The sequence below is a fragment of the Verminephrobacter eiseniae EF01-2 genome, assembly GCF_000015565.1.
Classification (GTDB): Bacteria; Pseudomonadota; Gammaproteobacteria; order Burkholderiales; family Burkholderiaceae_C; genus Acidovorax; species Acidovorax eiseniae.
Map to the genome: position 1 here is coordinate 2,422,538 of NC_008786.1, position 23,912 is coordinate 2,446,449.

Consider the following 23,912-nt stretch of genomic DNA (forward strand, 5'->3'; position numbering starts at 1 on the left):
TTGGGCGTGGCGCTTGTCGCTGCGATGGGCGATCCAATGGACGATTCAATGGACGATTCGATGGGTGATTCGATTCAGCGGTTCGCCGCGTCCATGCGTTGGCGCAGCGTGTCGATGATGACTGCGGCGACGATCACGCCGCCGGTGATGATGCGCTTGCTCGGTTCGCTGGCGCCGACCTGGGCCAGGCCGGCCTCCAGCACCGCGATGATCAGCACGCCAAAAGCCGTGTTCACCACCGAGCCGCGCCCGCCCATCAGGCTGGTGCCGCCAATCACCACGGCGGCGATCACCTGCAACTCGATGCCCGCGCCGGCGTTGGGGTCGGCCGCTTCGAGCCGGGCCGATTGCATCAGGCCCGCCAGGCCCGCCAGCAGGCCGGTGACGGCAAAGACCGTGATGCGGATCGGGCGCGGGTCCACGCCGGCCAGGCGCATGGCTTCTTCATTGGTGCCGATGCCGACCACGCAGCGGCCAAACACCGTGTGACTGAGCACCAACTGGGCCACGATCACCAGCAGCAATGCCAGCATGAAGGCCACCGAGATGCCGCCAAAGATGCCGCCCAGGAATGGGGCGGACAGCCACGAGATGGCGTCGCCGACATACTGCGTGCGCGAGTCGGTCACCAGATAGGCGCTGCCGCGCACGGCTTCGAGCATGCCCAGCGAGACGATGAACGAGGGCAGGCGCCAGGCCACCGCAATGGTGCCGGTGATGGTGCCGCACACCAGCCCGGTGGCCAGCGCCAGTGCGGCGGCGGCAGGCACCGTCCAGCCCCATTGCACGATCGCGGCAGCGGATATGGCGGCGGCCAGCGCCATCACCGAGCCTACCGACAGGTCGATGCCGGCAATGATCAGCACGAAGCTCATGCCCACGGCCATCACGGCCAGCGCCGGGATCTCGTTGGCGATGGTGATGAAGGTCTCGGCGCTCCAGAAATACTCGGACAGCGACGAGAACAGCGCCACCATGCCCGCCAGCACGGCGCCCAGGCCCAGGTAGGTGGCCAACTGGCTGCGCCACAGCGGCGCAGGCGCGCGGGTGCCGGCGCGGGCAGATGCAGATGCAGGGGCAGGGTCGTTCATCTGGTGACGGGAGCAGGGTTGGACGCGGTGTGCGCGAAGGCCGCCGCCAGCAGCGCTTGCTCGGACCATTGGCCGCGCTCGAACAGGGCCACCAGGCGGCCGGCGCGCATCACGCCGATGCGGTCGGCCATGGTCATCAACTCGCGCAGGTCGGACGAGACCATCAGCAAGGCGCGGCCCTCGGCGGCCATGCGGTCGAGCTCGCGGTACAGCTCGGCGCGTGCGCCCACATCCACGCCGCGCGTGGGTTCGTCGAGCAGCAGCACGCGGCAGGGCCGGTGCAGCCAGCGGGCAAACACCACCTTTTGCTGATTGCCGCCCGAGAGCTGGCCCACCGGCTGCTCGGCATTGCGGCAGCGGATGCCCAGCCTGTGCACCAGGCTTTGCACCAGCCGGTTCTCCAAAGCGCGTTGCAGCCAACCGCCGCGCGCGATCGCGCCCAGGTCGGACAGTGTGGCGTTGATGCGGATCGGCTGGGTCAGCAGCAGGCCCTGGGATTTGCGGTCTTCGGTGACCAGCCCCAGGCCGGCGGCAATGGCTTGCAGCGGCGAGGAAAAAACCCCGGGCGTCTGGCGCCGGGCCGGGGATTGCGCGGGAGGGGCCATTTCCTGCATGGCGACAGGCGCGGGCCAGCCGTCGTGCGCCGCAGATGCCGTGGACGCCGCAGATGTCGCAGTTGCCGCAGACGGTATGGGCGGCGGTATGGGCCGATCTTGCGGGTGCAGCGTGATGCAGCCCCGGTCGGCCCGGTCGGCGCCAAACAGCAGGCGCAAGAGCTCTGTGCGGCCCGAGCCGACCAGGCCGGCAATGCCCAACAACTCGCCGGCGTGCAGTTGCAGGCTCACATCCTGAACGGCGCTGCCACGGCCCAGGCCCTCGGCGCTCAGAACCACCGGGCCGGCGGCGCGGCGCGGGCGGTATTCCAGGTCGCTGACCGAGTGGCCCACCATGCGCTGCACCAGTTCGTCCTCGCTCAGGCCGGCCATCGGGCGCAGATCCACCAGGCGGCCATCGCGCAGCACGGCCACCCGGTCGGCGACGCGGCGCAGTTCTTCGAGCCGGTGCGAGACGTAGACGATGGCCACGCCGCGCGCCGTCAACTGCGCGATCTGCTCGAACAGAAAGCTGGTCTCGCGCGGCGTGAGCATGGCCGTAGGCTCGTCGAGCACCAGGATGCGGGTGTCGTCTTGCAGGTTGCGCGCAATCTCCAGCATCTGCTGCTGGCCCAGCCCCAGGCGGGCCACCGGCGTGGCCGGGTCCAGGTGGTGCAGGCCGATCCTGTCCAACTGCGCACGCGCGGCGCTGTGCAACGCAGCGCGCCGCAGCCAGCCGGCGCGCTGCGGCAGGCGGCCGAGCAGCAGGTTCTCGGCCACGGTGAGCGTGGGCACCAGGCCCAGTTCCTGCAGCACCATGCGCAGGCCGTGGCGCTCGGCGTCACGGCGCGAGGCCGGCGCATACACCTGCCCTGCCAGCCGCATGTGGCCGCGCGTGGGCGGCGTCAGGCCGCACAGGATTTTGGCCAGCGTGCTCTTGCCCGCGCCGTTCTCGCCGGTCAGCGCCAGCACCTCGCCGGCGTTCAGCGTCAGCGTCACGCCATCGAGCACCGTGGCGGTGTAGTCCTTGCCCAGCGCGTCGATGGCGAGCAGGGCCTGCGGAGCCGGCATGGGCAGCCAAGCGGGAGGGTCTTACCGGCTGTCTTTGGTGGACAGCACCACGTCGGTTTGCATCACGGCGGGCAACTGGGCCTGGGGGGTCTTGGCGGCGATGGCTTTTTGCGCCAGTTCGATGCCGAACACGGCCTGCTTGGCGGCGTACTGCTCGACGCTGGCCAGCATCCGGCCATCGGCCAGCAGCGGCGCGATGGCGCCGATATTGTCATAGCCCACCACCAGCACCTTGCCGGTCTTGCCCGCCGCCTTGATGGCGGCCACTGCGCCCAGCGCCATGCTGTCGTTGCCCGCCAGCAGGGCCACCAGGTCGGGGTGCTCGCGCAACATGCCGGCGGCCACGGTGTTGCCTTTTTCGATCTCCCATTGGCCCGATTGCACGCTCGCCACGGTGATGCCTGCGGCCTTCATCGCTTCGTGGTGGCCCAGGGAGCGTTGCTGCCCATTGAAGGCGGTGGCGATGCCTTCGATGATGCCGACCTTGTCGCCGGCCTTGAGCCGGCGGGCCAGGTATTCACCCGCCATCTTGGCGCCCAGGCGGTTGTCCGGGCCGACGAAGGGCACGTTGATGTTCTTTTCCTTCAGCGCTGCGGCATCGAGCCGGTTGTCGATGTTGACCACGATGATGCCTTTGTCGATGGCCGACTTGAGCACCGGCACCAGGGCCTTGGAATCGGACGGAGCCAGCACGATGGCGTTGACCTTCTGGGCCACGGCCTGCTCGATCATCTTGATCTGCGCTGCCGTGTCGGTTTCGTTCTTGATGCCGTTGGCCAGCAGCGTGTAGGCGTCGGCGTTGGCCTTCTGGTGCGCCCGGGCGCCGTCTTCCATGGTGCGGAAGAACTCGTTGGCCAGCGATTTCATGATCAGCGCGATCTTGGGCTTGTCCTGTGCCCGGACGGGGCTGCCCGGGCTGCCGGCAATGACCAGGGCGAGGAGGGCGATGAAGGCAGTCTGAACGCGGCGGCGGTTGAACGGCATGGGGACAAATCTCCTGGTGTCTTTGGTTCACGGGGGTATCGAACGCGGTGCTGGAAGGCTGTGGAAATGGCGGGCATCGCCGGGGGCCGGCATCGGCGCCCTGTCGCCGGCCAATATCGGCGCCCTGTCGCCGGCCAATGATAGGCAGCGCGCAAACCCTGGCCGATGGGTGCTTACCCCGGCTTGACGATTCTCAAACCGGCGGGGCCTGATTCGCCGACGGATTCAGCACCAAGTCCAGACGCAGCGGCCTGCTGCCGTCTGGACTGCGCCAGCCACTGCGCCACCCGCGAGGGGCGCACGCCGCCGCGTCCGGGCTGATGCGCAGGTTGCCGACAAAGTACAGCGCGCCGGCCCAACCGGCACCGAAGGCCGCCGCCGCATACACCGCCAGCTTCATGCGCCCGACGGCAATGCCCTGTGAGCGGGCCGCCAACTCGTTGTCGTGGATGGCCAGCAGGGCCAGCCCCTGCTCAGGACAGCGGGATGGACATCAGGCCGGCCGCCAGGGCGCCCAGCGCAATTTCAGCGCCGCCAAATGCCCCAGCGCCAGTCCGGTGAGCGCATGGATGCGCAGCGTTCCCGAGGGCGATCCCTGGACATCGCGCATCTGGTCCACCACATCGTTGGCGCGCGCGACCAGTTCGCTGCCATCGCGCTGGAACGCGCGCCCCATCTCGGTCAAGCGCACGACGCGCGTGCTGCGGTGAAACAGCGGCGCCCCGACATATTCCTCCAGTTGCTGGATGCGTGTGCTGACCACCGAGCGCGCGATCCGCAACTGCCGGGCAGTTGCGGTGAAGTTTTGCGTCTGCGCAACCCTGCCGAAGGTCTCGATGTTTTGCAGGCGATCCATGAGACTGGGTGATCTCAGGTGCCGGCCACGCGCTCGTCGGCGGCCCATGCCGGCAGGCCGCGCAGTTGCTCGTAGATCGGGGTGAAGTCGGCGGCGGTCATGTCGAACAACTGCCTGAAGCTGTCGATCACGAAGTAGGTTGGCTGGTAGCTGTCGATCCGGTAGCGTGTGCGCATGGCGCGCGCCAGTTGCAGCGGCAGGCGCTGGGGCTGGGGGCTTTGCACGGCGTAGGGCAACTCGCCTGCGGAACTCAGAATGCCCGCGCCATAGGCCCGCAGCCCATTGCCTTGGCGGATCAGACCGAATTCGATCGTGTACCAGTACAGGCGGCTGAGCAGTTCGCAGGCCCCCAGTTCCCAGGCTTTGAGGCCGCCCTGGCCGTAGCGCTGCACGTAGTCGGCAAACACCGGATCGAACAGCAGCGGCACATGGCCGAACAGGTCGTGAAAGATGTCGGGCTCGACGATGTAGTCGAACTCCCCGGGGCTGCGGATCCAGTCCGTGACCGGGAACTTGCGCCGGGCCAGCAAGCGAAAGAAGGGCAGTTCCGGGATCAGCCCCGGCACGGCGACCAGTTCCCAGCGCGTGGCCGGGTACAGGCGCTCGTTGATCTGCTGCAAGTCGGGAATGCGCTCTTGCGCGCCCAGGCAGGGCAGGGCCTCGATGAAGGCCGCGCAGGCAAACGCCTGCACCAGTGCCGACTGGCGCTGGTACAGGCGCCGGTAACGGTCATGTTCGGCGGCGCTGTAGGCCGTGTTCTGTGGGCAGGTGTAGTCGGCTGCGGCGCGCGCATAGTCGCCACGGGGCGGGCGGGTGGATTGGCCATAAACGACGGGTTCCATGGTTTGCTCCCCGGGTGGCTGCCGGCATCAGGTCTGGCGCGCCTGGTGTCGTGTCACGGATCAGATGTCGTAGGCTGCGCGCAGCCATCGGAGCGCAGCGCAAGGCGCATCGCGCAGCCCATACCGAGCTGTATTGGCAAGCGATGCAACGCCGCGCTGCGCTTCGATGGCCAGCGCAGACCGACAGATGATCGGTGACGCGACACTAGCCGAGCACGCCACGGCGCATCTGGTCGAGTTCCATGCTCTCGAACAGCGCTTTGAAGTTGCCGTTGCCAAAGCCGTCGTCGCCCTTGCGCTGTATGAACTCGAAGAAGATCGGGCCGAGCAGGTTTTCGCTGAAGATTTGCAGCAGCAGTTTGCCGGCGCTGCCGTCGATCAGGATCTTGCGCTCCTTGAGGGCTTGCAGCGGCTCGCCATGGCCCGGGATGCGTTGCTCCACCAACTCGTAGTAAGTGTCCAGCGTGTCGAGCAGGCGCACGCCGCTGCGGCGCAGCGCGTCTACGCTGTGGTAGAGGTTGTCGGCGCCCATGGCGATGTGCTGTATGCCTTCGCCCTTGTACCTGTCCAGATATTCCTGGATCTGGCCGGCTCTTTCCCGGCCCTCTTCATTGATCGGGATGCGGATCTTGCCGCAGGGGCTGGTCATGGCCCGGCTCTTGACGCCGGTGAGCTGGCCTTCGATGTCGAAGTAGCGCAGTTCGCGGAAGTTGAACAGCCGCTGGTAGAAGTCGGCCCATTCGTTCATCCGGCCCCGGTGCACGTTGTGCGTCAGGTGGTCGATATAGCTCAGGCCATGGCCCCTGGGGTTCAGGGCTTCGGCGGCGCTGATGCCGGGCAGGGGCTCGAAGTCGACGTCGAAAAAGGCGATGTCGCCGATGTCGCCGGGCTGGGCGCCGTTCTTGCCGCGCCAGCGATCGACCAGGTAGATCAGGCTGTCGCCCAGGCCCTTGAGCGCCGGGATGTTCAACTCGCCCGGGCCGGCCGTGCCCGCATAGCCCCAGGCGCCCAGGTCCAGCGCGCGCCCGTAAGCGGCCTTGGCATCGTGCACGCGCAACGCGATGGCGCAGACACTGGGGCCGTGCTGGCGTGCAAAGCGCTGGGCAAAGCTGTCGGGCTCGGCGTTGATGATGAAGTTGATCTGGCCCTGGCGGTACAGCGTGACGGCCTTGTGGCGATGGCGCGCCACGGGTCTGAAACCCAGGCTGACAAACACCCGGCCCATGGCCTGCGGGTCGGGTGCGGCGAATTCGATGAATTCGAAACCATCGGTGCCCATGGGATTGTCCCAGCCGGCGCCGACGGGCGTGGCTGCTGGTTGCGGCAATGCTGCGTTCATGGTGCCTCCGGCAATCCACTGATGTGTGCCAGTACTGTACGGCCAGATGGGATGTCCTTCCAGCCATCTGACGGGGGATGGCTGGAGGAGACTGGGGAAAACCCTTATATTGCATGGCATGACCGACAGCAAAGACACCTTCCGGGAGCCAGCGCCCATCATGGCTCCGATCCGCGCCCTGGATCCCTCGCACCGCGAGCGGATCGCCGGGCATCTGCTACGGCTCGAACCTGCGGACCGTTATCTGCGCTTTGGCTACGCGGCCAGCGACGAGCAGGTGCGCCGCTATGTCGAGCAGCTCGATTTCGAGCGCGACGAGATCTTCGGCATCTACGACCACCGCCTGGAATTGATCGCCATGGCCCACCTGGCTTTTTCCGGGCAGCCTGAGCATCTGCATTGCGCGGAGTTCGGCGTTTCGGTGCTCCCGTCGGCCCGTGGCCGTGGCCTGGGCACGCAGTTGTTCGGGCGGGCCGTGATGCACGCGCGCAATGAGGGCGTGCGCATGGTGTTCATCCATGCGTTGTCGGACAACCAGGCCATGCTCAAGATTGCGCGCAACGCGGGCGCCAGCGTGCGCCGCGATGGCGCGCAGTCCGAGGCCTATCTGCAGATCCCGCCGGCGAGCCTGGACACGCGCATGGCCGAAATCGTCGAGCAGCAGTTTGCCGAGTTCGACTACCAGTACAAAACGCAGGCCAAGCAGTTTTCCGACTTTTTGGCCCGCCTGCAGGAAATGCGCAGCGACCTGCGACACGCAGGTATGGACGAACGGTAAGGTGTCCAGTGTCGCGTCACCGATCATCTGTCGGTCTGCGCTGGCCATCGAAGCGCATCGCGGCGTTGCATCGCTTGCCAATACGCTCTGTATTGGCAAGCGATGCGCCTTGCGCTGCGCTCCGATGGCTGCGCGCAGCCTACGACATCTGATCCGTGACGCGACACTAGCGCACGAATAGATAGGCGGCTGAGGCCAGTGCCACCATGAGCAACAGGTTCACGCGCCTGAGCAAGACAAGCACCGCAAGAACGCCGAAGCCGATCAGTGCTGCGCTCTGATGGTGGCTGGCTTCGCTGACCACACAATAGAGCATGAGATTGATCAAAACCGCAATCGGCAGGATGGTCTTGATCTCTTCGCTTCGCTGCTCGGAAAGCCTGATTCTGGTGAAGGCAGGAACAATGCGGACTGCGATGCTTATCAGGAAGAGCAGCGCGGCGCCAATCAAGGCTTCTTGGTTCATTTGCCTGTGCTCCTTTTGGTGCGACTCAGGATGAAATAACATGCCACGATGCTGGGTATCCAGAAATACCGTTCGCCAATAGTTTTGATGAGAATGAAAGCGACGGCGAGCGATATGACCGGCCCCAGGACGGATGTGATCGTCCAGCGGGCTGCCTGAACGATGTCGTTCCTGATATAAGAGAGCACATTCATCAGGCTGAGCGCAAACAGAATCGCGTTGACGGGAAACGTCAACCCTGCCAGTTCGTTGCCGATCGATTGCGGCAAGAAAACGGCGAGCGCGCAACCAGCGACGGTGGACAGCACCCAGAACAGGAAAAGGCTGATGCGAATGACTGCTCGGGATTTGAGATCGTCGTCCTTCTTTTCTGTCGCATAAGATTCATCGGCGAGGCAGTGGGACAGGACGAACTTGCCAAAGGGGGAGGTATCGAGAGGTTGCGACGCCGAAAGGGACATCGGGATATAGCGTAAATTCATGCTGAGGATCACCACGAAGACGACGAATAACCCGATGGTCTGGATTCCCTGCTGGGTGAACGAGAGAAAGGCGAACTGGCCGCTGCCGGTGAAACCGATGGTGCTGAGTAAAAGCACGTCCATCGTGCTCCAGTTCATTTGCGCAGCCAGTACGCCAAACAAAAAACCGATGGGCGATAGCGCAAGCCCGACCGGCAAGATGCGGATGAAGGCAGATTTCATATGGTCTCCTGGTCACTCGATACACGGACATCCTGCGGCGCGATGACGCTCCATCGCACTCTTGCGCTTGCCGATCAGATATTCTCCGGTGTCGGTTTTGACGACAGTATTGGGGCAGATGATGTCGAGATGGTATTGGGTATATGGTGTCAGTCCCAAGCCAAAGTGAATAGCACCGTCAGTATTTCCAAACGTTTCGTTCATTGCATGGTTACCAGGGAGGATACGATGCGCGGTGTTGATGCCGAAGCCAATTTCCCAGAGAATTCGGTATCTGGAGTCGATGGTGAAGAGCGCTTGCAAGATCGCAGTTGCGGAATCTCCGGTGGGCGAAGCCGCCTTCAGGTCGACGATCACGCCGTTTTCCACTGTTGCTATCAAGGCAGTATCAGAGATGCCACTGAGGGCGTGATGAAGGCGCTGTTGGTCGGCACGTAAAAAGCTCGGTGTGCCGTTGTGCAGGATGGGTGTGCCGTTCAGAGCAATCGTGCCGTTGAAGTCGAGGCGCAGAGTCTCGTCGAACTCCTGGATTTTTAGAGGCAATACACTGATTTCACCGGATGGTGCGAGTTGCTGTTCGCCGTCGCCGAGAGTTCCTGCTTGCTCACTCCAGAGGTAGCTGTCATCGAGATGGTTGAATCGGGCAAGTGTACCGTTCCTTTCGTCAACAAATTCAAGAAAAGCGGCGTTTTCACCAAGTTCAAAGAAATGGTTCGCGTGTTGCTGTTGCTTCTCGGGATCGGTATCCTCAAGCACACGAAGAAAATGATTGATGACGTCGACGTCTGCCGGAGTGGAATTGCACGCCATGGCCAACAGCTTGCGGTGATTGCCAAGAGAGTCTTGGGGCGGAGATTGAAAGAAGGCATCAGGTGAAATCACCAGAATGTGCGCCCGATTCGGTATCTGGTTGGCCAGTAGTTCAACAAAAGGTATCTTGGATTCGAGTAACATCGTTTGGTACCCGATATAACTGCCACTATTTTTGATGATGATATCGTCCCGGAGCGATGGATTCGTCACAACGATGAAGTGCGTTTCGACTGGTTTGCCAAATGCACGAATACGAGCCGGATCAATGATTATTGTCTTCATGGCGCCCTTTCATTCTCTATGCAAATAGAAATTCTGCTCTTCCAGAGATCTGGAAGAGCAGAATTTTCTTGTGCGCGCTTAACCGAGCAGTGTGCCCAGGTATTCGGCATTCTTCTTGCGATTTTTCATTTTCAAACTCCCATTTTGGGTTGCGTAACGATGCACCGCAGGATTACGGTGCAGGGCCAGTATACAGGGAAAATTGGCACCTTGACCTCGCCTCGCAAAGTTTTTTTAGGGGTCGGGCGTTGTTCACCGGCAACGGCGGTGATCTGTGGGGTGAACTTCGGGGGCACTTTTCACCGATGTCCACCTTTTGCCCGGTGCGCGGGTGGCGGCCGGTGCGAGGCTTCGCAAGGATTGCCTCGAGGATGCCAAACCCGACCAGCGTCACCTTGTCGCCGTGCACCACGGCGCTCTGAACCCCGCATGCGCCGCGCCTTGCTGGCCTGCATCGAACAGGAAGACGGCTCCGGGTTTGACGAGATTGTGCTGACAGCGGTGAAAGCGCATCATGCCGAGTTGCAACCGGTTTGATCCTGGCATCGTTCATCATCACTTCCTGATGCGCTTCACGCATCGGACAAGGATCAGCCGCCACCGTGGATGACGCACTGATCCTCCTGAAAATACGGCGCCGGGTCAGCGCCTGATAAACAAGGCGACCAGTGCGCTGATTGCACAGATCACGGCAACGATGGGGAAGACGAGCGCCGTGTTCCCAGACGTATCCAGAATGCGTCCGATGAGCGGTTCAGCGAGGCCGGCAAACAGATACGATGAGAAATTCATGATGCCGGTGGCGGTGCCGGCACGACGCGAACCGACCAGGTCCGGGCACAAGGCCCAGAACGATGACGCCGGGCCGTACACAAAAAATCCGCAGAGAAACAGGGCGGCAACACCGATGATCGAATGGCCTGGAATCGTAAACATCCACATGCTCGTCGCCGCGCCCAATACCATATAGAGCATGATCGCCTTGTATCGCTTCGAGCCGAACAACTTATCCGAGATCCAGCCGTTGCTCAAGGCGCCAATGGCCATCCCGACAGGAAGCGCGACACTGATCCATTTCGGGTTGATGAATGCGTCCGGCGCCTTGGCCCAGTTCGATCCGAAAAAATGGACAGGGACCCAAACGATCAAGCCGTATCGCGCTGCGTTTTGAAAACCAAGCGCAAGGGCGGCAATGTCCAGACGCCAGTTTTTGAGCACGGCCTGGTATCGGGTCCATGATGATTCCGTTTGATCATCCAGGATGGCATTCCCCTTGTCGTCTTCATTGGCAACGCCGGTATCCAGGGGCTTGAAGTCCATGTCTTCCGGCCGTTCGCGTGCAACCAGATAGAAGAAGATGCCGCCGGCCAGCATCAGAAGAACGGGAATGCGAAATATCCAGCGCCAGTCGAGATGAAAGACATCGAGCACCACGATGGACGTCACGTAAGACAGTATCGAAGCGCAGCCTGCGGCAAAGACATAGAAGCCATAGACCTTTCCGCGTTCGCCGACACTCCACCAATTTGCCAGCAAACGACTGCCTGAGGCCCATTCCAGCGCCTGAAAGTAGCCGTTGACTGCCCATGGAAAAATGAGGCTCGCAAAGCCGCCTGAAAAGCTGACCACCCAATTGGCGCAACAGGAAAGGATTGCGCCTGAACTCATGATCCGTCGACCGCCGTATTTGTCTGCCAGATTGCCGTTGATGGCCTGGCCAATGGCATAAGCCCACAGCATGGCGCTGGAGACCCAGCCCAACATTTCCTTGGAGAGTCCAAACTCTTTCTGGATACCGGGAATCGCGAAGCCAAAAGTCTGTCTGCCGGTGTAAAAGAACAGATAGCAAAGCATCGCCGCAAACAGCATGCGCCATTGCGCCCGACGAAAGCCTGTGCTGCCCGCCACGAACGTGGTTGACGACGTATGTGCATAGCCCATTGCATGTCTCCTTTCGGGAGGATGACCGAGTGACGGTGCTCGGAAATCTTCCTTCTGCTTGTCGTTGGAAAAGGTGATTTTTATTGACGTAATCTGCGATCCCGCCGATTTCAGGCCCCCCATCCAGAAAGGCAAAAATGATTCAACTTGCGAGACGGTTCGACGGTTCGGGTCTTGCGCGCCAGTTTCCTGGCTCGTCGGACGGCTGCCGCCAAAAGAAAACGCAAGGTCTCATGGCAAGGCAGCGATCGTTTGGGCGCCGATGAAATTTTTCCCGCGCGCGCCCTGCATTGCGGCTTGCACCATTGCCAGCGCTTCAGGCGGGGAAACGCCATGATCGGAAAACCCGGTTTTCACGTCCAACTGGTGCAAGAAATTGCGCAGACGTCCGACTGCGGCTTGACAGTCGCTGCCGAAGACCTTTTGCAATACCGCATCCCGCTCAGGCGTCACCCCCCATGCCATCTTCAGCACCAGCGGCAGCGTGAACGAACAGGCGATGCCATGCGGCAGCCCGTGGCGCAGGGTCATCTCGTAAGAGATGGAATGCGCCAGGGCGGTTTTGGTATTGGAAAATGCCAGGCCGGCCTTCATCGCTGCCAGCGCCATGGCAGAGCGCAAGCTCTGGTTGCCGAGATCCCTGGCCAGCAGGGGCAGGCAATGCATGATGTCCTTGGCCGCTGAAATGGCAAACACATCGGAGACCGGATTGGCATTGACGTTCCAGATCGATTCCAGCGCGTGCGACAGCGCATCCAGCCCGGTCGAAATGGTGATGTTCCGCGGCAGACTCGACATCAGATCAGGGTCGACAATCGCTGCCTTGGGCCAGGTGCAGTCCAGATGCAAGGAATATTTTTTGTGTTTCGTCGCGTCCCAGATGGTGGCCCAGGGCGTTACTTCGCTGCCAGTGCCGGCAGTCGTCGGAATGGCAATGAGCGTCTTGAGCCGGTGGGGCGTAAAGGGCTTGCCGTCTTCGAGCAAGGCCAGTAGTTCTTCGAACTCTCCGGCTCCAACGCTCAAAGCCTTGGCGGTGTCGATGGCACTGCCGCCGCCCAAGGCCACCACGGTATCGCAGGCGCGCTCGTCTTGCCAGAAGCGCTGGTACAGGCCGGCCAACTGCGCAACATCCGGGTTCGGACGCACCTCCTCGATGACGTAAGCCAGTCGATTGCCCAGCAACTGCTCCAGTTTCCGGATCAGACCCAAGGCACGCGCTTCGGGAAAACTCACCACCACCACCTTGGCAGCACCAACGATGTGCGGGAGTTCTGCCAGGCTGCCCGGACCGAAATGCGTTGCGACAGGATTAAAGAATCGCTGCGTCATGCGGGTCTCCTTTCATGGCCACGCGTGGGGACTCGTTCGGCGTTGCCTGTGCGTTTTGGTGGAAGCGATTGTCAGCGCGCCGATGCAGGTGGACGAATCGATTATTCTGCTGTTCCTATCGATTCGGCCGATGTGATGCGCCATGTGTTTGTGTCGTCTGTGTCGCTGCGGCGAAGTAAGGTCAGGCTGCCCTGACAACGTGGAAGGGCAGGTGCTCTCGTGAGGTCTCCATGTACCAGTACCATAAGTGGATACGGTCGTTTCACGCCGTCGCAAAAACACACAGTTTTACTGCTGCGGCGTCTTATCTGCGCATCGGCCAGCCAACCATCAGTGAACAGGTCAAGGCATTGGAAGACCGCTTTGCGGTGGAGTTGTTGCATCGCAGCGGCCGCCATGTCGCATTGACCGATGCCGGGCGGCGCTTGTATGAAATCACGGAAGGGATTTTTGGCCAGGAAGATGAGGCAGTGCAATTGCTGCAAAGCCTGCACTCGCAAAAAACCGGCCTGTTGCGCATCGGCGCTGTTTCTCCGCCGGTGGTGATGAACCTGACTTACGACCTGATGCGCAAACATCCCGGCATCGAGTTCGCGATCTCGATCAACCCGGAAAAGGAAACGCTTTTTCGGCTCTATGACTTCAGGATCGACATCGCCATTTTGGCCTACGTCGACCCCGACAAACGCCTGCATGTCGCGCCTTATCGCACCTATCCCATCGTCGCCGTGGTCCGGGACGACCATGCCTGGGCGAGCAAAGCCTCCATCCCCTTGACACAGATCCGGCATGAAGCGGTCATCATGCGCGAGTCCGGCTCCAAGACCCGCGAGTTGCTGGAACATGCCTGTGGCAAGCAAGGCATACCGATCCATTGCGTCATGGAACTCAACAGCCGGGAAGCCATCATGCACGCCATTGCAGAGGGCCTTGGCATAGGCTTCGTATCGGCGATTGAGTACACGGCGATACCGGGAACGAAAGCGATCCGGCTGCGGGACGCGGAGGTGAAGATCAGTTATTACATGTGCACTCTTGCGGTACGAAAGAACCGCCCCTTGATCAAAAGTGTGCTTGAGGCGGAAAGCGAACCCGGTCGCAAGAAAACTGTCTGAGCCTGCATTTGCACCTGCGGGAATCCGCGCCATCCGCGTCATCCGCATCATCTGCGGATGACTTCGTTCAATGTCGCAGATGGCACCGATAACGCAGATTCCGGCACTGTCATGATTCATGCAAGTGCCTATGCGATACCTCGGCCGGCAACCGTGACCACCCGGTTGGCCACTTCATCGACGGCCTGGCGCACGATGCCGATGATCTCGTCCACTTCGGCGCGGGTCGTGATGAGCGGCGGTGCGAAGCCGAGGATGTCGCCGTGCGGCATGGCGCGCGCGATCACGCCGCGTTCGAGCGCCGCCGCCGCGACCTGCGGCCCGACCTTCAGCGCAGCGTCGAAGGGCTTGTCGCCTTCGGCCATGAACTCCAGCGCCGCCAGCATGCCTGCGCCGCGCACTTCACCGACCAACGGGTGCTGGTCGAATGCGGCGTGCAGTTGCGCGTTCAGGTAGCTGCCCACCTCCCCGGCGTTCTGCATGATGTTTTCGCGTTCGAGTATGTCGAGGTTGGCCAGCGCGGCAGCCGCGCAGATCGGGTGGCCGGAATAGGTCCAGCCGTGGCCCATCGCGCCGTATTCCTGCGAGCCTTTCTCGATCACGTCCCACACCCGCTCGCCGATGATCACGGCTGAGAGCGGCGCATAGGCGCTCGTCATGCCCTTTGCCGCGGTGATCAGGTCTGGCTGTATGCCGTAGTGCTGCGCGCCCATCTTCGAGCCCAGACGCCCGAAGCCGCACACCACCTCGTCGGAAATCAGCAGGATGTCGTGCCGCTTCAACACTGGTTGAATCGCCGCCCAGTAGCCTTGCGGCGGTGTGATGATGCCGCCCGTGCCCATCATCGGCTCGGCGATGAAGGCGGCGATGGTGTCGGCGCCCTCGCGCGCGATCAGCTTTTCCAACTCCTCGGCGCAATACGCGGCGAACTGCGTTTCGCTCATGCCGGCAGGCGCCTGGCGGTACCAGTGCGGGCAGATCGTGTGCTTGACGCAATCGATCGGCAAGTCGAAGTGCTGGTGGAAGCCCGGCAGGCCGGTCAAACTGCCGGTCATGATGCCGGAGCCGTGGTAGCCGCGGTGCCGCGAGATGATCTTTTTCTTGTTCCGGCGTCCGAGCACGTTGTTGTAGTACCAGACGATCTTGATCTGCGTCTCGTTGGCGTCCGACCCCGACATGCCGTAATACACCTTCTTCATGCCCGCCGGCGACCAGTCGATGATGCGCGACGATAGCTCGATGATGGTGTCGGTCGCATGTCCCGCATAGGTGTGGTAGTACGCCAGTTTCTTTGCCTGCTGGTAGATGGCGTCGGCCACTTCGGTGCGGCCATAGCCGATGTTGACGCAATAGAGTCCCGCGAACGCATCGATGTAGCTCTTGCCCTGATGGTCTTCGATGCGAATGCCCTTTGCGCCCGTCACGATCTTGCCCGGCAGCGCGCCGCTTGCGTGGTCGCGCGCGTGCGTGGACGGGTGCATGAAGTGGCTGCGGTCTTGCTTGAACAGTTGCTCGAGTTGGATCATTTCATTCTCCTTGGGTTATAAAACCCGGCGTTGCCTGGCAACGCCGGGATCTGTGTTGCCTGCGTCATCTGCGGATAAAACGAAGTCATCCGCAGATTGCACAGATGCGCACAGATGCGCACAGATGCGCATAAACGCGCACAGATGGTGGAGCCTTGCATCGATCACGACCGGCGCAGGATTTCTCATGCATCACAAGCACCTGTCGCCATTGCAGGAAAGCCTCAACAGGTTGCGACATTGGTCAGTGGCAGCCCCAGATTGCCGAGGCAAAAATATTTGGTTTCGACAAAAGGCGCGAAGCCCTCCGCGCCACCTTCGCGGCCCAGGCCGGATGCCTTCATGCCGCCGAATGGAATGGCCGCGCCGGTGAATTTGACGCCGTTGACCGACACCATGGCGAAGTCCAGCCTTCTGACGAGTTGGAAGATCGTGTCGATGCGCTGTGCGCAGACATAGGCTGCGAGACCGTATTCGGTGTCGTTGGCCAGCGCCACGACTTCATCGATGGTTGCAAATGAGGAAATGGCCGCGATGGGCGCGAAATTCTCTTCGTCGTAAATGCGCATGCCCGGCCTGGCATCTGCCACCACCGTCGGTTCGAAAAACCATCCGCCGAGCGCGTGCGGCCTGCCGCCGACGGTGATGCGCGCCCCCTTGGCCCGGGCGTCTTCCACGCGGGCGACCGTCGCATCGAAGGCCGCCTGGTGGATGAGTGGCCCGACCTCGACCTGCGCGGCAAACGCGCTGCCGACCTTCAGTCGCCCCACTGCCTGGCTGTATTGCGCAACGAAGCGCTCATACAGCGGCGCGGCAACCAGGATGCGATTGGCTGCGCAGCAGTCCTGCCCCGATGTCTGGAATTTGGCGCCCAGCGCAATGCCCACGGCAGCATCGAGGTCGGCATCTTCGGTCACGATGAACGGCGCATTGCCGCCGAGTTCGAGCGCCAGCTTCTTGATGCCCGACGCCGCCACCGCGCGTGCAACGAGTCCGCCGACCCGGGTCGAACCGGTGAAGCTCACGGCGCGCACCCGGGTGTCGCGCACCAGTGTCTCCATCGTCATCTGCGGCTCGCCGAGCACCACGTTGAACACGCCTGCGGGAAAGCCGGCTTCCTTTGCAAGCTGTGCCAGCGCGAATGCGGAAAATGGCGTCTCCTGCGCCGGCTTGACGACGGTCGTGCAGCCCACGGCGATGGCGGCGGCGGCCTTGCGCGTGATCATCGCCACCGGGAAATTCCATGGCGTGATGAGCGCGGCCACGCCGACGGGTTCCAGCACCGTGCCGAGTTGCGCGCCATCGATATGGGTCGGGATGGTGCGTCCCGTGAGCCGCCTGGCCTCGTTGGCAAACCATTCGACGAAGCTGGCTGCATACACGATCTCGCTGCGCGCTTCGGCCAGCGGCTTGCCCTGTTCCAGCGCGAGGATGTGCGCCAGGTCGTGCTGATGGCGCAGGATCAGCGCATGCCAGCGCAAGAGCAGCGCGCTGCGCTGTTCCTGCGGCACCCAGCGCCAGGCGCCAAATGCGCGCTCGGCGGCATCGACGGCGGCTTCGATCTGCGTGGCATCGAGCATGGGCACATGGCCGATCACGCTTTGATCGGCCGGATTTTGCACCGCGATGGTGGCGCCGCCGTGAACCCAGCGGCCATCGACATGGCACAGCGATTTGAAAAGTATGGGGTGCTCCAGGGTCATGAACGGCTCCGGTTTGTTCTTCTGCTCCAGCCCACTTTAAGACCGCAGCGCCATGGGAATTTTTGTTGTGGCTGCCCTGGATGCAGGTTTTTTTCTGATTCGCGCACCGGTTGCACGCAGTTTTTCAGGCCGGATGACATGGCATTTCAATAAGGATGAAAACTGCTCCGCGCTGGCGGGCGGCGGGGTGGATTTTCGCCTCCATCCTTCCACCTTCATCCTTGGCAAGCCCACTCCGGCACCTCGTGCGGCATGCTCTTGACGGTTTTCGTGACGATGTAGGTGAAGTATTTTTCGATGCCGATCTCGTCCATGAGCAGCGTATCGATGAAGCGCTGGTAGTGGTCGATATCGCGTGAGACGATGTGCAGCACGTAGTCCACGCCGCCGCCCGTCGCGTGGCATTGAACGATTTCGGGGGCGGCCATCACGCGCTCCTCGAAGCGCCGCATGTCGTGCGCGGTATGGCGCGCCAGCGTCACTTCCACGACGATGCGGCTGCCCTTGAATACCAATGTCCAGTCCAGGTCGGCCCGGTATCCCCTGATGATTCCGCTCGCCTCCAGTTTTTTCACCCGCTCCCAGGCTGGCGAGATCGACAGGTTGACCGCTTCGGCCAGGCGCGATTTCGTGATGCGGCCATCTCCCGCGAGGATGCGCAAAATCGCAAGGTCGTAGCGGTCGAGTTTCATGGCGGCGCTGTCGCCACGCTGTCTGCAACGATATCGGCCACCACGGCAATCGTGTCGCCCATCTTCACCAGGCCGGGGAAATGCCGCGCTGCCAGCAGGCCGCTGCGGTGCGCGTGATACGCGATCGGCGGCACGCCGGTGCGCGTGGCGTCGTGCACACGCGCAATCAGGTCGCCGCAATCGACTGCGTCGCCGAGGTTCTTGCACAGCTCCAGCAAGCCATCGTGTTCGCTGCTCGTGTAGCACCTGCCGTCCGGCATGTCGAGCAGCGTCGTGCGGCGCGCACCGTGCGCACCGTGTGGAGCAGGCGTTGCCAGCACCCGGGCATGCGCGAGCAGACCGTGCACGCCGCGCCGCGCAATCCCGATGCTTGCCGCCGTTGCCGTGCCGCCACCGCCGAGTTCCGTCGACACGAAGACTTTTCCGGCTTCCTCTGCGGCGGTATCGAACAGGCCAACGCTGTCCATTTCCAGCATCCGCATCGAATATGGCGCGCCGAATGCGAGCATGGCCGCTTCGCACCGCGCCTGCTGCGCGGCATCGGGCAAGACGTGGATCGCGGCGAATGGCACGAAGTCGAGCGTGCGCCCGCCCGCGTGCAGGTCGAGCACATAGTCCGCCAGCGGCAACAGATGGCGCTGAAAGTAGTCGGCAATCTTTTCGGTGACGCTGCCGTCGGCGCGGCCCGGGAAGCTGCGGTTCAGATTGCCGCGATCGATCGGCGAGGTGCGGCTGCCTGCGCGAAACGCCGGGTAGTTCATGAATGGCACCACGATCACGCGCCCGCGCACATCGCGTGCGCGCAGCGTGGCCGCCAGTTCCGACAGCACGATAGGCCCTTCGTACTCATCGCCATGGTTGCCGCCGGTGAGCAGGACCGTCGGCCCCTCGCCGTGGCGAATCACGGTGATCGGAATCATCACCGCGCCCCATGCGGAAGCATCGTGCGAATGCGGCAGTTTGAGAAAGCCGTGCTGTTCGCCGTCGGCGTCGAAATCGACCGTCGGCGTGATGGGGGACGAGCGCATGCGCACTACTCCTTGACGAACAGACGGCGCGGCGTATTGCAGAAGGTCTCGACACCGGTTTCGGTAATCAGGATGCTTTCGGTAATCTCCAGCCCCCAATCGTCAAGCCACAGCCCCGGCATGAAGTGGAAGGTCATGCCCGGTTGCAGCACCGTCAAATCGCCCGGGCGCAGGCTCATGGTGCGCTCGCCCCAGTCGGGCGGATAGCTCGCGCCGATGGGGTAGCCGCAGCGGCTGTTCTTTTCCATGCCCGACTTGCGCAGCACGGCAAAGAAGGCGTTGGCGATGTCTTCGCAGGTGTTGCCCGGTTTGGCGGCGGCCAGCCCTGCTTGTATCCCTTCGACGACGGCGCGCTCGGCCTCGATGAAGTGCGGCGGCGGTCGTCCCAGATAGACCGTGCGCGACTGCGGGCAGTGGTAGCGCTTGAAGCAGCCCGCGATCTCGAAAAAGGTGCCGGCATTCGCGGTAAACGGGGTGTCGTCCCAGGTCAGGTGCGGCGCCGCGGCAGCCGCGCCGGTTGGCAGCAGCGGCACTATCGCCGGATAGTCGCCGCCGTAGCCCTCCACGCCGGCAATGCCGCAGGCGTAAATGTCCGCAACCAGATCGTTCTTGCGCATGCCCGGCTCGATCCGCTCGACGATGCGCGCATGCATCTTTTCGACGATGCGCGCAGCGATGCGCATGTATTCGATCTCGCGCGGCGACTTCAATGCGCGCTGCCAGTTGACGAGCGCGGTGGCGTCGCGCCACTGCGCCTGTGGCAGATTGCGCTGCAAGGAGGCGTAGGCCGCCGCGCTGAAGTAGTAGTTGTCCATCTCGACACCGATGTGGCGCGACTGCCAGCCGCGCGCCTCGATCACTTCGCGCGCGAGGTAGTCCATCGGATGGCGTTCGGCCGACTGCACGTAGTGGTCCGGGTAGCCGACGATCTGCTCGTGCTGCATGAACACGGTGCGGCGCGCCCCGTTCGCATCCTGGCCGCGACCGAACCAGAGCGGCTCGCCATCCATGGCCAGCAACACGCACTGGTGCACATAGAACGACCAGCCGTCATAGCCAGTCAGCCATGTCATATTGCTCGGGTCGGTGACGATCAGGAGATCGATTCCGGCTTTTTGCATCGCCTGCCGCGTCTTGGCTATGCGTGCGTGGTACTCGCTGCGCTCGAACGGCAAGCGCACGGCGTGTTGCATCGTTTCAGGCATGCTCGCCTCTTCAGATATTGTTGAAAATGCTTCCGGCGCCAACTTGCCGCGCCCGCGCAAGGGCGAGCACGGCGATGGCGGTGTCTTGCGCGCCCGTGCCAGTGAGGTCGCAGATCGTCACCTCATCATCGCCGCGGCGACCGCCGGCCTGCCCTGCAATGACCTGGCCGAGTTCGGCAAAGCGCGCATCGGCGGCAACCACGCCCGCATGAATGGCGTGATGCAGCTCGCCAAGCACGCGTGTCTGCGACAGGCTGTCGCAGACATAGCTTGCCGCCTTGAACACGGCAGGCGCGAGTTCGTTCTTGTGCTGTGCATCCGAACCCATCGCGGTGATGTGCAAGCCTGGATGCAGGTCGTCCGCGCCGACCAGAGGTGTGCTGCTCGGCGTGCTGGTGATGACGATATCGGCGTGGCGGAGTGCCTGATTCACGCTATCGGCAAGCGCGCATGGCACACCCTGGACTTCCTCGGCAAAACGCGCAGCGCGGTATGGATTGCGCGCCCAGACCGTTGCGTGCTCGATGTCCCGCACCAGCATCAGCGCCTGCAATTGCAATCTTGCCTGTTCGCCGGCGCCGATGACGGCGACACGCTTGGCATTGCGCCTTGACAGCCAGCGCGCCGCAACCGCGCCTGCCGCCGCCGTGCGCACCGCTGTCAGATAACCGTTGTCCAGCAGCACCGCTTCAATCAGGCCGGTGCGCGCCGACAACACCAGCATCAGCCCGTTCAGACTGGCAAGCCCAAGCGCCGGGTTGTTGAAAAACCCTGAACTGACCTTGATCGCAAAACTTTCAAAGCGCGGCAGACAGGCGGTCTTGACATCGACTTCTCCGGCATGTTCGGGAATATCGAGGCGCAGAATCGGCGGCATCGCCACCGCTTCCGTTGCCAGCGAGCGGAATGCCGCTTCAACCTGGTCGATGGCGGCGAGATCGAGCGGCACCAAGGCGCGCAATTGCGTCGCGCCGAGAATGGAAATGGATGACATATCACGCTGCCCCAATGAGATGGCGATGCAATTCGATATCGATATTGCAGCCACTGACAATGATCACGAGCGCTCCGCGCTCCGCGCTGAGCATGCGCTCCAGCGCCGCCGCCATGCCGACCGCCGCCGCCCCCTCCACGACCAGGCGCTCCTCGCGATAGGCATGCACGATGCCGCGTGCGATGGCGGCTTCATCGAGCAGCAGGACGCGATCGATGAGCGCTCGCGTGAGCATGAAGGTATGCCGGTTGTCGAGTCCAATGCCGCCGCCGAGCGAGTCGGCCAGCGTCTTTACTTCATCGACGGACACCGGCTTTCCCGCCGCCAGACTCGCGTGCATGGCGGCGCCGCGCTCCATCGTGGCGCCGATCATCCGGACTTGCGGCTGTATGCCTTTCGCCGCCAGCGCGACGCCACTGAACAAGCCGCCGCCCGACAAGGGCACGACGATGGTGGCGACATCCGGCAAGGCTTCGAGAATTTCCAGGCCAATGGTGGCTTGCCCGGCGATCACCAGCGGATCATCGAAGGGCGGCACGCATGCGCCGCCTCGTTCGCGTGCCAGCCGCAGCGCTTCGGCCTGCGCATCGTCCTGCCCGTTGCCGACGATCACGACGCGGGCACCGAGCGCGGCAATGGCATCGACCTTGTTCTGCGGCACCAGCGCCGACAGGCACACCGTCGCCTCCATCCCGAGCGCGCGCGCCGCATAAGCCAGCGCGCGGCCATGGTTGCCCGTCGAGGCGGTCACGACACGCTTGACGCCCTGCTCCGCCAGCGCGACCAAGGCATTCGTGGCGCCGCGCAGTTTGAAACTGCCGGTCGGGTGAACCGTTTCCAGCTTGAGATAAACCGGTGCGCCCACCATGCGCGCCAGCGCCGGCGACGCCACCAGCGGTGTGCGGCAAATGCGCCCTGCGATGCGTTGACGCGCACGATAAACATGGGCAAGCGTGGACATGCGACAGCCTTGAATTCCAGGGCAGGCAAGTCTACTGTCCCGAATACACTTTTTTGATTGTCCTAGGACACGTCGATAAGAATGAAGAAGGAAGGCTGAAAACTGCTCCGTGATGGCGGGCGGCAAGGCGGGTTTCCTTCTTCCTCCTTCAACTGAAGTCGTGCACATGCGGATATTGCTCGAACACTTCCCGAATCGTTTCGACCGCCGCCTTGAAACTGCTGTCGCTGATCTCCGCGCCCACGCACAGGCGCACTGCCTTGGGCTTGCGGGCGCCATGCACGACGAACGGGTCGGGCAAGGTGAGCGCGATGCGGCGCCTGCGCAGTTCGCGTGTGATGAGATCGACCTGCCAGTTGTCGGGCACGCGCAGCCAGACGGATAGCGCATGGGGATGGCCGCCCAGCACATAGGCGCCGAGCACTTCGCGCACCACGGTCTGCCGCGCCGCCAGCCGCTCGCGCTGAATCGCAACCAGCCGCTGCGCGGTGCCATCCATGATCCAGCGGGTGGCGATTTCCGCCATCGGCGCAGAGGCCATCCAACTGCTCACGCGCAATATGCTCTCGGCGCGCAGCGCGAGGCGCCGCGGCATGGCCAGATAGCCGGTGCGCAGCCCGCTCAGCACCGATTTCGTCATGCTCGTGCAGTAAAACGCAAGCTCCGGGATCAGGCTTGCGATGGGCGTTTGCGCCTTGGCCGGCAGCGCGCCATGAACATCGTCCTCGATCACGTTCACGCCATAGCGTTCGGCAATGCGCGCAATGGCGCGGCGCCGCGAGTCGGGCATCAATGCCACCGTGGGGTTGTTCAAGGTGGGGGTGCAGACCAGTGCGCTGACACGTTCGCTGTTGCAGATTTCCTCGAAGTGATCGGGACGGATGCCATGCTCGTCGATGTCGAGGCCCTTGAGCGTAAAGCCGAGCACATTGGCCAGGCCGATCACGCCGTGGTCTGTCAGGCTCTCGCACAGCACCGTATCGCCAGGACCGACGACGGACGCCAGCGCCAGAAAAATGCCGTGCGCCGCGCCATTCGTGACCAGCAGGGTGTCTGCCCTGGCCGGCATGTTGAGCGCGGCGAGCCAGGCCACGCCCGCCTGCCGGTGGTGCTCGAAACCGGCGATAGGCCGACAGGCGCGAATCCAGGGCTGCTCCTCGATGGTCGAGAAACTCGCGCAGACCTTGCGCCACATCGCATCGTGTTCCCGCGTATGGACGATGCGCGCAATCGAAAAATCAACCACCGAGCGCTCATCCTTGTCCAGCATATAGCTCGACATCGCCTCGGTGACACGCGCAGAGACAAAACTCCCGCGCCCGACCTCGCAGCGGATCAGGCCGTGCCGCTCCAGTTCCTTATAGGCATTGGTGACGGTCTGGACGCTGATTTTCAGGTCGGCGGCAACTTCGCGCTGCGGCGGCAGGCGCATGCCGGAAGGCAGCGCCGCGCTCTCGATATCGCTGGCAATCGCCTTCACCAGTTGCTTGTACTTCGACTGGACTCCCTGCCCCGTTTGCACCGCCTCACGCCACCGCTGGTTCATTTTCGGTTCCGCTCTTGCCTAGTGTCGCAAACGGCAGTTTGAAAACATTGTCC

Annotated in this window: 26 protein-coding genes; 4 read left to right on the forward strand and 22 right to left on the reverse strand. The window is 62.8% G+C overall.

Annotated elements, in window-relative coordinates; genetic code table 11:
* Window positions 1–74 precede the first annotated feature (74 nt).
* The 8 genes from VEIS_RS10410 to hppD form a co-directional block, all read right to left on the reverse strand.
* The gene (locus VEIS_RS10410) at window positions 75–1,091 is read right to left on the reverse strand and encodes an ABC transporter permease (RefSeq protein ID WP_011809885.1); all 1,017 of its coding nucleotides are present in this window, start codon (window positions 1,089–1,091) and stop codon (window positions 75–77) included.
* Window positions 1,088–2,755: a sugar ABC transporter ATP-binding protein gene (locus VEIS_RS10415; protein ID WP_011809886.1), complete on the reverse strand. Its 1,668-nt coding sequence runs from the start codon at window positions 2,753–2,755 to the stop codon at window positions 1,088–1,090. Before VEIS_RS10415 ends, VEIS_RS10410 begins: the two co-directional genes overlap by 4 nt.
* Window positions 2,756–2,776: 21 nt before the next feature.
* Entirely contained in the window at window positions 2,777–3,739 is a 963-nt protein-coding gene (locus VEIS_RS10420) for a sugar ABC transporter substrate-binding protein (protein WP_011809887.1), read from the reverse strand.
* Between the two features lie 193 nt (window positions 3,740–3,932).
* A complete protein-coding gene (locus VEIS_RS31335) occupies window positions 3,933–4,205 on the reverse strand; it encodes an ABC transporter permease subunit (protein ID WP_321161069.1) in 273 nt (90 codons plus the stop codon).
* A gap of 27 nt (window positions 4,206–4,232) precedes the next feature.
* A complete protein-coding gene (locus tag VEIS_RS10430; protein ID WP_011809889.1) occupies window positions 4,233–4,595 on the reverse strand; it encodes a LysR family transcriptional regulator in 363 nt (120 codons plus the stop codon).
* A gap of 14 nt (window positions 4,596–4,609) precedes the next feature.
* Window positions 4,610–5,437, reverse strand: a complete 828-nt coding sequence (phhA, locus tag VEIS_RS10435; RefSeq protein WP_011809890.1) for a phenylalanine 4-monooxygenase — start codon at window positions 5,435–5,437, stop codon at window positions 4,610–4,612.
* 53 nt (window positions 5,438–5,490) lie between these two features.
* The gene (locus VEIS_RS28570; protein WP_157048436.1) at window positions 5,491–5,643 is read right to left on the reverse strand and encodes a hypothetical protein; all 153 of its coding nucleotides are present in this window, start codon (window positions 5,641–5,643) and stop codon (window positions 5,491–5,493) included.
* On the reverse strand, window positions 5,643–6,776 hold the full coding sequence (gene hppD, locus VEIS_RS10440) for a 4-hydroxyphenylpyruvate dioxygenase (RefSeq protein ID WP_011809891.1): 1,134 nt from the start codon (window positions 6,774–6,776) through the stop codon (window positions 5,643–5,645). Before hppD ends, VEIS_RS28570 begins: the two co-directional genes overlap by 1 nt.
* A gap of 118 nt (window positions 6,777–6,894) precedes the next feature.
* Here hppD and VEIS_RS10445 point away from each other — a divergent pair, with 118 nt between their 5' ends.
* Window positions 6,895–7,554, forward strand: coding sequence for a GNAT family N-acetyltransferase (locus VEIS_RS10445; protein ID WP_041949956.1), 660 nt, complete (start codon window positions 6,895–6,897; stop codon window positions 7,552–7,554).
* Between the two features lie 8 nt (window positions 7,555–7,562).
* Window positions 7,563–7,706, forward strand: coding sequence for a hypothetical protein (locus tag VEIS_RS28575; RefSeq protein ID WP_157048435.1), 144 nt, complete (start codon window positions 7,563–7,565; stop codon window positions 7,704–7,706).
* A 14-nt stretch (window positions 7,707–7,720) separates the two neighbouring features.
* Here VEIS_RS28575 and VEIS_RS10450 read toward each other — a convergent pair whose 3' ends face one another.
* The 6 genes from VEIS_RS10450 to psrA form a co-directional block, all read right to left on the reverse strand.
* A complete protein-coding gene (locus VEIS_RS10450; protein ID WP_011809893.1) occupies window positions 7,721–8,020 on the reverse strand; it encodes an AzlD domain-containing protein in 300 nt (99 codons plus the stop codon).
* A complete protein-coding gene (locus VEIS_RS10455) occupies window positions 8,017–8,724 on the reverse strand; it encodes an AzlC family ABC transporter permease (RefSeq protein WP_011809894.1) in 708 nt (235 codons plus the stop codon). The genes VEIS_RS10450 and VEIS_RS10455 overlap by 4 nt, the downstream gene beginning before the upstream one ends.
* A 12-nt stretch (window positions 8,725–8,736) precedes the next feature.
* Window positions 8,737–9,819, reverse strand: coding sequence for a M29 family metallopeptidase (locus VEIS_RS10460; protein WP_011809895.1), 1,083 nt, complete (start codon window positions 9,817–9,819; stop codon window positions 8,737–8,739).
* Between the two features lie 172 nt (window positions 9,820–9,991).
* Window positions 9,992–10,231 carry an HU family DNA-binding protein gene (locus tag VEIS_RS31580; protein WP_407831841.1) on the reverse strand — a complete coding sequence of 80 codons (240 nt, stop codon included), beginning with the start codon at window positions 10,229–10,231 and terminating at the stop codon, window positions 9,992–9,994.
* A gap of 230 nt (window positions 10,232–10,461) precedes the next feature.
* On the reverse strand, window positions 10,462–11,760 hold the full coding sequence (locus tag VEIS_RS10470) for an MFS transporter (protein WP_011809896.1): 1,299 nt from the start codon (window positions 11,758–11,760) through the stop codon (window positions 10,462–10,464).
* A 231-nt stretch (window positions 11,761–11,991) separates the two neighbouring features.
* Window positions 11,992–13,089: an iron-containing alcohol dehydrogenase PsrA gene (gene psrA / locus VEIS_RS10475; RefSeq protein ID WP_011809897.1), complete on the reverse strand. Its 1,098-nt coding sequence runs from the start codon at window positions 13,087–13,089 to the stop codon at window positions 11,992–11,994.
* Window positions 13,090–13,319: 230 nt separating this feature from the next.
* On the opposite strand from psrA, the gene VEIS_RS10480 reads away from it, so the two are divergent.
* Entirely contained in the window at window positions 13,320–14,204 is an 885-nt protein-coding gene (locus VEIS_RS10480; protein ID WP_011809898.1) for a LysR substrate-binding domain-containing protein, read from the forward strand.
* A 128-nt stretch (window positions 14,205–14,332) separates the two neighbouring features.
* On the opposite strand, the gene VEIS_RS10485 is transcribed toward VEIS_RS10480, so the two are convergent.
* Both VEIS_RS10485 and VEIS_RS10490 read right to left on the reverse strand, forming a co-directional pair.
* Window positions 14,333–15,730, reverse strand: coding sequence for an aspartate aminotransferase family protein (locus VEIS_RS10485; protein WP_011809899.1), 1,398 nt, complete (start codon window positions 15,728–15,730; stop codon window positions 14,333–14,335).
* A 224-nt stretch (window positions 15,731–15,954) separates the two neighbouring features.
* Window positions 15,955–17,433 (reverse strand): NAD-dependent succinate-semialdehyde dehydrogenase, encoded by a 1,479-nt coding sequence (locus tag VEIS_RS10490; protein WP_011809900.1) that lies wholly within the window; start codon window positions 17,431–17,433, stop codon window positions 15,955–15,957.
* Between the two features lie 52 nt (window positions 17,434–17,485).
* Between VEIS_RS10490 and VEIS_RS28580 the strand changes: the two genes are divergently transcribed.
* Entirely contained in the window at window positions 17,486–17,695 is a 210-nt protein-coding gene (locus VEIS_RS28580) for a hypothetical protein (protein WP_157048467.1), read from the forward strand.
* Here the strand turns inward: VEIS_RS28580 and VEIS_RS10495 are convergent.
* The 6 genes from VEIS_RS10495 to ehuR all read right to left on the reverse strand — a co-directional run bounded on the left by VEIS_RS10495 (window position 17,649) and on the right by ehuR (window position 23,859).
* Complete coding sequence (locus tag VEIS_RS10495) at window positions 17,649–18,125, reverse strand: Lrp/AsnC family transcriptional regulator (RefSeq protein ID WP_011809901.1); 477 nt, start codon at window positions 18,123–18,125, stop codon at window positions 17,649–17,651. The two genes, VEIS_RS28580 and VEIS_RS10495, sit on opposite strands and share 47 nt — an antisense overlap.
* Entirely contained in the window at window positions 18,122–19,153 is a 1,032-nt protein-coding gene (gene doeB, locus VEIS_RS10500; protein WP_011809902.1) for a N(2)-acetyl-L-2,4-diaminobutanoate deacetylase DoeB, read from the reverse strand. The genes VEIS_RS10495 and doeB overlap by 4 nt, the downstream gene beginning before the upstream one ends.
* A 5-nt stretch (window positions 19,154–19,158) precedes the next feature.
* Window positions 19,159–20,358, reverse strand: a complete 1,200-nt coding sequence (doeA, locus tag VEIS_RS10505) for an ectoine hydrolase DoeA (protein ID WP_011809903.1) — start codon at window positions 20,356–20,358, stop codon at window positions 19,159–19,161.
* Window positions 20,359–20,368: 10 nt separating this feature from the next.
* A complete protein-coding gene (locus tag VEIS_RS10510) occupies window positions 20,369–21,352 on the reverse strand; it encodes a cyclodeaminase (RefSeq protein WP_011809904.1) in 984 nt (327 codons plus the stop codon).
* 1 nt (window position 21,353) lies between these two features.
* Entirely contained in the window at window positions 21,354–22,313 is a 960-nt protein-coding gene (gene eutB / locus VEIS_RS10515) for a hydroxyectoine utilization dehydratase EutB (protein ID WP_011809905.1), read from the reverse strand.
* A 148-nt stretch (window positions 22,314–22,461) separates the two neighbouring features.
* Complete coding sequence (ehuR, locus tag VEIS_RS10520) at window positions 22,462–23,859, reverse strand: MocR-like ectoine utilization transcription factor EhuR (RefSeq protein ID WP_011809906.1); 1,398 nt, start codon at window positions 23,857–23,859, stop codon at window positions 22,462–22,464.
* Window positions 23,860–23,912 lie beyond the last annotated feature (53 nt).